Below are 9,885 nucleotides of genomic sequence, written 5' to 3' on the forward strand. Positions count from 1 at the left end.
CGATTTGCCAACGTAATGAATATAAATCATAGATTTTCTCTTTTGGTACCCATTCCGTAGGAATGTTTGTCATGTATACTGTAATTCCTTGTAAATGTTTCGTACGCTCTGTATAGGTAATCCCTTTTTTCTTTTCACGAATAGCTCGATCACGTAGGCGTTTCTGTTTTTGCTCCTCCGTACATCTATAAACCACAATACGAGTAGGCAGTTTGTCTTTACTCCCTACATATACATCATGTAACTCGTACACTTGGCCAGGTTGTAATTTTTTCATGATGTCTTCCAAATGAACTTGTATATATACCGGTCTCAGTTGAGCGGGTTTTGTTTTAAATACGACTGTTTCGAATTCTTTTCTATATATTTTAGTTAGTAATTTAAGACGTGATAAATAATATCCTTGCTTATCTTGGATAGACTTAAAGTCTTGTAAACGAAAATATCCTAAGTCACGAATATATAGTTCATTCTTTTGTATCATTCCTGTTCGAGTCGCACCATACGCTTGATCACTTCGTTTTCCTGGTTCAATTTTCACATCAGAAAATTCCCCACTTAACAAGTCATACTCTAATTGAATTTTTACACCAGCTTTATGACTACATCCTCCGACACCAGGATAAGTAGATGCGAATCGATCTGGAACTTGAAAAGTTGTAGAATCAAGGATGCGAATCCGCTCAAAATAAGCAGAAAGAGAATGAGAAATCTTAGATACTCCTCCAATTTTAGCTTGTAGAAGTGTAGTAAATACAGTTCGAAAGAAGGCTACAGAAGCCGAGTTAAATCGTCGATTAAGTCCCTCCGGACTTAATAAAACTCCTGTTGAAGTTTCTAATTGACTACAAAGTTGAGTAAGAGAGGTAGTAGCGACTTGCTGATTTAACCATACACACAAAGATAAGAAATGGTGCCCGTGGCACTTACGTTTTCGTTTCATCCCGCCTGCTTCTATAGCTAATTGATTAAGTGTAGCGGGAGACATATATCGATATAACTCTTCGGCAAATAAAGATAATTCTTGTTTTTGGTTCATATTCATAAAAAGCACGTCACCCTTTCTCATTAACATAAGAGAATAGTAACGTGCTTTTAACTTCAAAAATAGTCTAAATCCTTAAGTTGATGGATGTGTGTGGTGAGGCCTATTAGAACGATGTTTTTGTTACAATTCATGTCTAATGAGGAATTACGACGTACCATTCAATCTGCTACAAACAAATCTGAGGCATTTAATGGATTTACAAAGTGGCTCTTTTTTGGTGGAGAAGGCATTATTTCTGAGAATGATCGTGAGAAACAGAAGAAAATTATTAAGTATAATCACTTAGTTGCCAACTGTCTTATTTTTTATAATGTGTTTTCCATATCTAAACTGCTTCATGAGTATGAAAAACAAAAAGAGGGATTTAACAAAGAATTGATTTGTTATTTAAGTCCCTACATGACAGCACATGTAAATCGGTTTGGAAAATATCATATTGATTCAAATCGAAAACCATCGGAACTACCATTTGACCTTTCATTCTCTTCGAAAAACGCTGTATTTACTTAAATAACGTATAACAGAAGCCGTAGGAATTAATACCTACGGCTTCGTAAAAGGAATAAGGAATCTTGATTCACTATTAAATATCCTCTAAAGGTTCATTCTTACCAAGAAAATATTCGATTTAAATCTCTTGTAGAGCATTCTGTTCACCTTGTAGAAATGAATCTAGTTTATTTATCAGTCGTCTAATATTTTCACTTTTTGTATACTTACTTGGATCATAGCCGTCGTCCGGTTCTAAATAATAAATAAATCCTTCCATATCCTCTGGATAATTAAAATCACTATACAGGTTAGCTACATTCTCCAATAAAGCATCGTAATCGTTATTTTTTTCTCTTATAGACATTAAAATACAGTATTTCCATTTTCGTTCTTCAACATCACTATTCCGATGTATTGCTAAATCCATTACTATGGTTTCTATTAGTTCAATAGCTTTTTCTTTATCGTATTTTCCCCATGTAAGTTTTAATAATGCATCATGGCTTACGTGGGGATTATCTATCAAATAATTTTCAGCATATGTAGCTACTTCTTCATTGGGTAAAAGGTCTAATTTTAATCCGGTTAGCAAAGTAGCCCAACTATATTGTAATCTATACGTTTCGAAAATTTTATAACTATACATTATATTTTCACTTCTTTCTTGCATTCGGTTTACCTGTTATTCCAACTCCCTCAATAAACCTTCTATGTGTAACGCCTTTTTTAGGATCAGGGTCAACAATCCATTCGAATACACCTTTTTTACCATTTAATGAACCTTCTACTTGATAAAGTTGTCTCTTAACTCCGTCACCACCAACTAAATCAAATTTCGATGCATAGCTAACATAATTATCAATAATGTTATTAAATGCATGTAGTTCATCTTTTTTTAATGCACTTCCTGTACGAATGTTATCTAAAACAGGATTATTTATTTCTATGGTTCTTGGCTTATATTTAGCAGCCTTTTCAAGGTTTTTCGCTTTCTTCTCAAGATCAGCAACTGTTCCAACTACTTTACCAATTGTTTTAACTGTTCCACCTGACGCAACACTTAAGACACCCATTGCATAATCAGAAGGATCATATTTCCGATCTGTACCCATCTCTTTTCCTTGGGACAGCTGAATCGCTTCTTTAGGTACATTAAGAATAGGTACAATATCCAATGTAGTGTTCATTATTTTATTTGTTTTGTTTTGCTCAGAGATATACTGATTCATCTTTTCTGGTGGAACACCAAAATCACGTAAACTATTACTTAAATCAATGTTTCCAATATTTCTTGCTGCTGCTTGAATATCAATTTTATGGCTTGCAATTCGATTCGCTGAATCCATGAATGCATTTCCAATATCTAATCCTGTGTTGAAATCTGTATAAAATCCAGGTGCTTTTTCTTGTAACGTTTGAAGATGTCCAGCTATTACAGGCACAGTTTCTCTGGTTTTTTGAGCTAACTCTTCCATTTTTGGCTTTGCAACTTCTATAGATTTCTTCCAACGTATGCCATTCTCTGCAATTTTCCCTAAGTCTTGAATTGTTCCATTCTTCTTAAGTGCTTCATACATTTTGCGGTGATTTTCTTCTAATTCCACTAAGCAATCTGCAGTAAGTTTTAAAAATTCATTTGTTTTATCTGCAGTCACATTTAGAACTTTATAATAAGCATCTAAACTTGTATATATCAATTGATACTCGGTTAGGACTACATTTAGTAATGCGGTAGTTACATCACCACCAAACTTCACAATTTTGTCAAGATCTTCCCCAAGTATTTCAAGATTTCCCCCAAGATCTTCCCTAAGTAATTTTGCGAGCTCTTTTCTTTGAGTAACCGTTAAATTCCTTATATCTCCTTTTATAGAATTTGCTATCTCTTGTAGTTTATCATGTGCTTCTTTTACTACTTTCCTTTTATGCTGTACATCTTGTTTTGCATTGTCTATTTCTTTAGCTATATTATTCCAAGTTTCAATAGAATCAGTTGTGTTATGATCTAAATCCTCTAATACTTTAAAAGTATCATTAACCAGTGTTTCATCATTCTTTAAATAATTAAATACACCTTCAAATATTTTCAATTTCCCATCTAACAATGTAAGAGGACTTTTCGTTTCCTGATCAAAAATAACAGCATCATGAATACGGACATATCCTTTTTCTCCTTGATAATTCACTTCATACCAAGGACCCATTTTTCCAGTTACTTCAATAACCTCTCCATTATTTACTCGTTTTGCTCGTAATACATGCTTTAAGTCTGGATCTGGGTACACCTTTTTAACCAGAGATTCTAATACAATCCACCCTTTTACCATTTCTCCATCTTGATTAAAAGAAAATTTCTTATCTTTGTATGTAAAATCGCCTGTTTGTAAAGCACCAGATGGATGTAACAGGTACCAATCATATTCATTTTTCATCCAACCACTTTTGGATTCATGTGATGTATCAAAATAATACGGTTTTCCCTTAATAAAGTGTATGCCTGTTGATAATTGTCCACCTTCATTAAAATAATATATCTTTCCATCAATGTATTGTATTCCAACTTGCATAACACCTGAAGGGCTATAGTATTTTTTTGTCCCACCTAAGTTGACCCAACCAGTTTGCATCGCACCATCTGATCCAAAATAATATTGTTTATCATCAATGGTTTGGGAACCTGTTACTCGATTTCCGTTTTTTTGATAATAATGCCATTTTCCGTTTTCTTGCACCCAACCAGTTTTATTATCTAATAGAATAGAAGATTTTATATTTTGAAAATCATGTACTAAATCATAAAAAACTTTGACGTCACTATCAAATCGTTTAAGATGTGCTTTATCAATATTTGCTGGGAAAAATTTCTCAGGATCTTTCTTATATCCTGTAAGTAGAAAATGAGAAATCATGGCTGTTCCTTGTACAAGTTCAAATGAAGTTGCAGGTGTTTGATCGATTACAACGGATTCAAGAATTCGAACATACCCAATTTCACCTTGATATTTTACCTGATACCAAAGACCTTGTTTCCCAACTACTTCAAGGATTTCACCTTCTTTAACAGGTTTCGATTCAAGAAGAAATTTTGTTTCTGGTTTTGGGTATACTCTCTTAATTTTAGAGCGTAAAGTAATCCACCCTTTTTCCATTTCCCCATACTTATTAAATTGAAACTTCTTTCCTTTATAAGTTAATGATCCAGTGACAGGTAAACCTTTCTCCATATACTCCCATTCATCAAGAGAATACATCCATCCTGTTTTCAGTTTTCCTGGTTCTTCATAATATACGGATTTATCATTAACCCATTTCGTACCAAATAATAATTTACCATCTTTACCAAAATTATATTCAATCCCATCAAGTGTAATTAAATTCGTACGTTTGACACCAGTTTTTTCATAATAATACATAGCACCATCTTCTTTTACCCAGCCGATTTTATTGACTTCTTCAGCTGCAAACGAAAGCGAGGGTGCATAAATAGAACATAATAATACCAATGATAAAATAATACCTATAATTTTCCTCATAAAGGAATCTCCTTTCAAAATATGGAATTTTTATAACCTTACAATTATACATAAATTTTTATATCCTTATAGATTATTTAATAATAAAATGTAAAATTACATATTTAACATTCTCAATAGAGCGTACTCTATTGAGAATGTCCGAAATTATTGATTTCAAAGGATTTATAGGTTCTCAAATACACTTATCAAAATCAAATTATGGTATTTACTCCAGAGTGCCCCTGAAACCCATAATCGTTTCCGTCCCCCCATTTCTTCTTTAAATGTTCGAGAAGATTTAACTATGATGGATTTTGTACTTTGATCTCTTCATATATAAACTCTGATGAAATATAATCCCTAATTTTTTTCCTCCACAATCCATTCCGCCATCTTATCAAGTAAGAAGAGATAAGAATACTGTATGAAGTTTAATCTTTATAGATTCTTAGTCCACGTAACCAACGGCTACTAAAAGAATTACCTTCTTCAACCGTTTTCCTTTAAAATATCTCATTCATTATAAACATTAATTTTTTCTAGAATAATTGAGTTTAAATAACTGATCATCGACCTTAAATTATGCAATTCTGCATAATCTTACAAAAATTCTGTATTTTATCTTTTTTTCGACAGGAATAGACAGTATACTTTTTTACAAGTTCAATATTTTAGAAAATTATCCGAGGTGAAAAACATGAAGAATAGAAAAACATTAGCTACAGTTGCATTAACAACAGGATTAGCTTTAACAGCTGTAACACCATATGGAGTAGGTCATGCAGAGGAAACAGATCAATTACAAGTTCAAATTCAGGAGGATTCGTTCCGTACAGGTGAACTTACACAACCATCACAAAAGGCACCAGAGAATGTAGTAAAAGATGCTCTTAAGGAGAAAACAGAGCAAGTTTTGTCCCCAAAACAAGTTAATGGAGAATCGGGAGTAGATTATAAGGTTCTTCAAAAACGTGGTTCTTATGATGGAACTACACTTGTGCGCATGCAACAAACATATGAAGGAAAAGAAGTATATGGGCATCAATTAACTGCACACGTAGATAAAAAGGGTGTTATTAAAAGTGTTTCAGGAGATAGCGCGCAAAATTTAAAACAAGAAGATTTAAAGAAACCTATTAGTCTATCACAAGAAGAAGCGAAACAATATATTTATACGAAGTATGGGAACGATATCAAGTTTATTTCTGAGCCAGAAGTAAAGGAAGTTATTTTTGTTGATGAAAATAATGGACAAGCTAGCAATGCCTACCAAGTTATATTTGCTGCTGCAACACCAAACTATGTATCTGGAACTTATTTAGTGAATGCTCATAATGGTGATATGTTGAAAAATATGGTACAAGAATCTAACTTAAAAGCTAGTGAAAAGCTTGTTGGAGCCTTAAAGGAAAGTAGAAAAAATAACCTTTCACCATTAACTGGAACAGGAAAAGATGATTTAGGTGTATCTCGCACATTCGGTATTTCTAAACAAAGTAACGGGAAATATGCACTTGCTGATTATACACGCGGGCAAGGAATTGAAACATATGATGTGAATTACAGAGATATTACGAAAGAAGAAAACTATTACCCTGGTACCTTAGCAACGAGCACTTCAACAACATTTAATGATACAAAAGCGGTAAGTGCTCATTACTTAGCAACAAAAGTATATGATTTTTATAAAGATAAATACAAGCGTAATAGTTTTGATAATAAGGGACAAAAAGTAGTTTCGGTTGTACATGCCTGGGACTCTGAAGATACAAATGATCCGAAAAATTGGCAGAATGCATTAAGTGCTGATAATGGTAGTATGCTTGTATACGGAGATCCTATTGTAAAGGCATTTGACGTAGCGGGGCATGAATTTACACATGCGGTTACATCTAGCGAATCCAATCTTGAATATTCCGGAGAATCTGGTGCGATTAACGAAGCATTGTCTGATATCATGGGAACAGCTATTGAGAAATACGTAAATAATGGGAAATTTAACTGGACAATGGGAGAACAAACTGGATCAGCTTTCCGTGATATGGCAAATCCATCTTCAATTCCTTCTTCAGCTGGAGTACCGTATCCAGATGATTATAGTGAATTTAACGATTTTAATGGATGGGATAATGGAGGCGTTCATTTCAACTCAAGTATTATTAATAAAGTTGCGTATTTAATTGCAAAAGGTGGTACTCATAACGGTGTAATTGTAAAAGGTATTGGTGAGGATAAAATGTTTGATATTTTCCACTATGCAAATACTGATGAATTAAACATGACTTCTGATTTCTCTGAATTGAGATCGGCATGCATTCGAGTTGCAACAAATAAATATGGGGCGAACTCACCTGAGGTTCAAGCAGTTCAAAAAGCTTTTGATGCAGCGAAAATTAAGTAAGTGAGAAATATAGTTCTTATCCGTATTGATGAACTCAGCACATAATGGTTGTATAAGCAAGAGATAGGTCAGGTTCTGCCATTGTTTCGACAACATTATGGAAAGGGTTCTGTTGCAAAGTTTGTTAAAGAATAGATGATTTCAACCAAAAGTACTTTATTTTATGCGATTGTTACTAAATTTCGTAATTCATCGTACGTCGAAAAACCGAAATCTGGGCCCAGATTTCGGTTTTGTTTATATAAAGCATGAATCGTTTCAATTCCTTTTATTGTACGTGAGGCATGACGCAGGTTTTGAAATCCTGCGGATTTAGCAAAACGTCGCTTTATATATGTCTATGGTCCTGTTCGATTAGATTATTTCGATATTTAACCGTGCAATGCATAGCTTCTTTATACAAGCCTTCTTTTCTTAATTTTTTAAACGCACAAAGTAAGGCGGGTGCTTTGTCTGTAGTGAGAACCGTTGGTTCTCTAAAAGATTTTACTAATCTTTTCATAAAGGCATAAGCCCCATGATGATCTCGTGATTTACGAAGTTGAATATCCAATGTGTATCCATCTTTATCGATCGCATGATATAAATAACATCATTTTCTTTTCATCTTTATATAGGTCTCGTCTAATTTCCACGCTAATGGTACATTTTTGTTTTTCTTCTCCCCAATCTGATAGATCAGGTTTCCATATTCATAAATCCAACGCATAACGGTTGTGGGATGAACCGAAATACCACGATAGCTTAAAGAAAAACGGCAATAGTAGCCGACGGCCACCAAAATAATATCTTGTTTGAACTGTTTCCCTTTAAAATATCGCATTTGTAATTCTCCTCGTTCCTTTTTTCTAGAGTGTAGCTTCATTTGTAAGTCTAACTGCTTCTTCAGGGGTTTTAGACTGTGGACCATCCAAATCTTCTTGGATTTTCCCACAAAGAAATGAGAAAAGGGGAAGAATAACGAAAAACATGTGTCAATAATTTTAGTATGTGCTTGTATTTTACCAAAGGTGATGACGATCAATATTACGATTAACAACAACATTAAAGTTCATAAAAATAAACAGAATAAATAATTGACAAAAAATGAGAATAGTAGTAATCTAACGTAAAACATACGCTGCCGTATTTTAATGGAGAGATGATATGCAATTAACGAGGGAAGATTGGATAAAAGCAGGATTACAACAATTAGCTGATAAAGGGATACATAAAGTTCGCATTGAAGCACTTGCTCGATTGCTAAAAATAAGCAAAGGAAGCTTCTATCACTATTTTCGTGACCATCAAGAACTTTTAGATTCTATGCTCGACTTTTGGGAAGTACATGCAACAAAGCTGATTGTTCAAAGTATGGAGCAACAGGATGCCTCTTTAGAACAGCTATTACAGATTAGTTTTAATCGAGATAAAAAAATTGAGAATGGTATTTATACTTGGGCTAAATATGATCCTGTTGTGGCAGCACGTTTAGTAGATATGGAAGAACAGAGAATTTCTTGTGTTGCAAAATTGTATCAAAAAATGGGCATAGACGAAACTGAATCAATTGATCGAGCGAGACTTGCCTATTTAACGTATGTAGGATGGATGACAAGGTTTGAAGCAAATCCTAATTTTGATATTGATAAAATGGTTGAGCTTTTAACTTCTTTCAGCGGGTGTCCAAACATCCGATGAAAGAAGTTAAAGCCTCCGGCGGATGTCACGGAATTATGCCGAGGCATAATTGATTATTCGATAATAAATGTCCCTAATATGGTTATAAAACCTGAAGGGACAAAATTTTCACTATAACATACGGTAGTGTATGTTTTATTTGAAGTTACGACATTGGGGGCGAATAAATGAAATTACTATTAATATCAGTAGCTGTAGGGCTTCTGTGGTTTATCAGTTTTTTGCATATTTATTGGGCTTTTGGAGGTCGATGGGGTTCTGCCGCTGTTCTCCCAGTAAAAGAGGGAGAACATAAGCCTGCTTTTACTCCGAGAATATGGGGAACATTATTCGTAGCCATTCTTATTCTACTGGCTAGTGTCATTATTGTTGTTCAAGGAGGTTATTTGCAGGGGTTCCAAGCAAATAGTTTATCTAAAATCGGAAGTCTTGTCTGTGCTTTAGTTTTCATTATTAGGGCAATTGGTGATTTTAAGTTTGTTGGATTTTTTAAAAAAATTAAACATTCTCAGTTTGCTAGATACGACACTTGGTTCTATAGTCCATTATGTTTATTCTTTGGCTTTGTCTATATCATGTTGTTGTTTTAATAAGTATAATGAATTCCCTATAAAATAAATTTTATACAGGAAGAAAACATCTCAAAATGAGGTTCTGGTGCAAAGATAAAATAAAAGAGAATATAGCGCATATATTTCTAGCGGAATTGTATTTTATGCTGTTAGTCCAAACAATTGATGGATGAATTC

General features: G+C 33.7%; 7 protein-coding genes and 1 pseudogene. 4 read left to right on the forward strand and 4 right to left on the reverse strand.

Features of this window, described 5'->3' with window-relative positions; translation table 11 throughout:
* Positions 1-1,045: IS4 family transposase (locus AZF08_RS21015; protein ID WP_153019561.1), on the reverse strand; the 1,045-nt coding region annotated here is incomplete at its 3' end.
* Positions 1,046-1,141: 96 nt separating this feature from the next.
* On the opposite strand from AZF08_RS21015, the gene AZF08_RS21020 reads away from it, so the two are divergent.
* Positions 1,142-1,558 (forward strand): Tn3 family transposase, encoded by a 417-nt coding sequence (locus AZF08_RS21020; RefSeq protein WP_162177856.1) that lies wholly within the window; start codon positions 1,142-1,144, stop codon positions 1,556-1,558.
* A 118-nt stretch (positions 1,559-1,676) separates the two neighbouring features.
* Here the strand turns inward: AZF08_RS21020 and AZF08_RS29100 are convergent, their stop codons facing one another.
* The gene (locus tag AZF08_RS29100; RefSeq protein WP_063177357.1) at positions 1,677-2,210 is read right to left on the reverse strand and encodes a DUF2247 family protein; all 534 of its coding nucleotides are present in this window, start codon (positions 2,208-2,210) and stop codon (positions 1,677-1,679) included.
* Entirely contained in the window at positions 2,194-5,073 is a 2,880-nt protein-coding gene (locus tag AZF08_RS21030; protein WP_200875245.1) for an S-layer protein, read from the reverse strand. Before AZF08_RS21030 ends, AZF08_RS29100 begins: the two co-directional genes overlap by 17 nt.
* A gap of 679 nt (positions 5,074-5,752) precedes the next feature.
* Here AZF08_RS21030 and AZF08_RS21035 point away from each other — a divergent pair.
* Complete coding sequence (locus AZF08_RS21035) at positions 5,753-7,456, forward strand: M4 family metallopeptidase (protein ID WP_033679105.1); 1,704 nt, start codon at positions 5,753-5,755, stop codon at positions 7,454-7,456.
* A 161-nt stretch (positions 7,457-7,617) separates the two neighbouring features.
* Here AZF08_RS21035 and AZF08_RS21040 read toward each other — a convergent pair.
* Positions 7,618-8,279: pseudogene (locus tag AZF08_RS21040) on the reverse strand (IS6 family transposase).
* A 323-nt stretch (positions 8,280-8,602) separates the two neighbouring features.
* Here AZF08_RS21040 and AZF08_RS21045 point away from each other — a divergent pair.
* Together AZF08_RS21045 and AZF08_RS21050 are read left to right on the forward strand one after the other, a co-directional pair.
* Positions 8,603-9,136: a TetR/AcrR family transcriptional regulator gene (locus tag AZF08_RS21045; protein WP_033679229.1), complete on the forward strand. Its 534-nt coding sequence runs from the start codon at positions 8,603-8,605 to the stop codon at positions 9,134-9,136.
* A 167-nt stretch (positions 9,137-9,303) separates the two neighbouring features.
* Positions 9,304-9,726: a DUF3995 domain-containing protein gene (locus AZF08_RS21050; RefSeq protein ID WP_033679228.1), complete on the forward strand. Its 423-nt coding sequence runs from the start codon at positions 9,304-9,306 to the stop codon at positions 9,724-9,726.
* Positions 9,727-9,885: the final 159 nt, after the last annotated feature.

This window comes from Bacillus gaemokensis (assembly GCF_001590835.1).
In the GTDB taxonomy this organism is placed as follows: domain Bacteria; phylum Bacillota; class Bacilli; order Bacillales; family Bacillaceae_G; genus Bacillus_A; species Bacillus_A gaemokensis.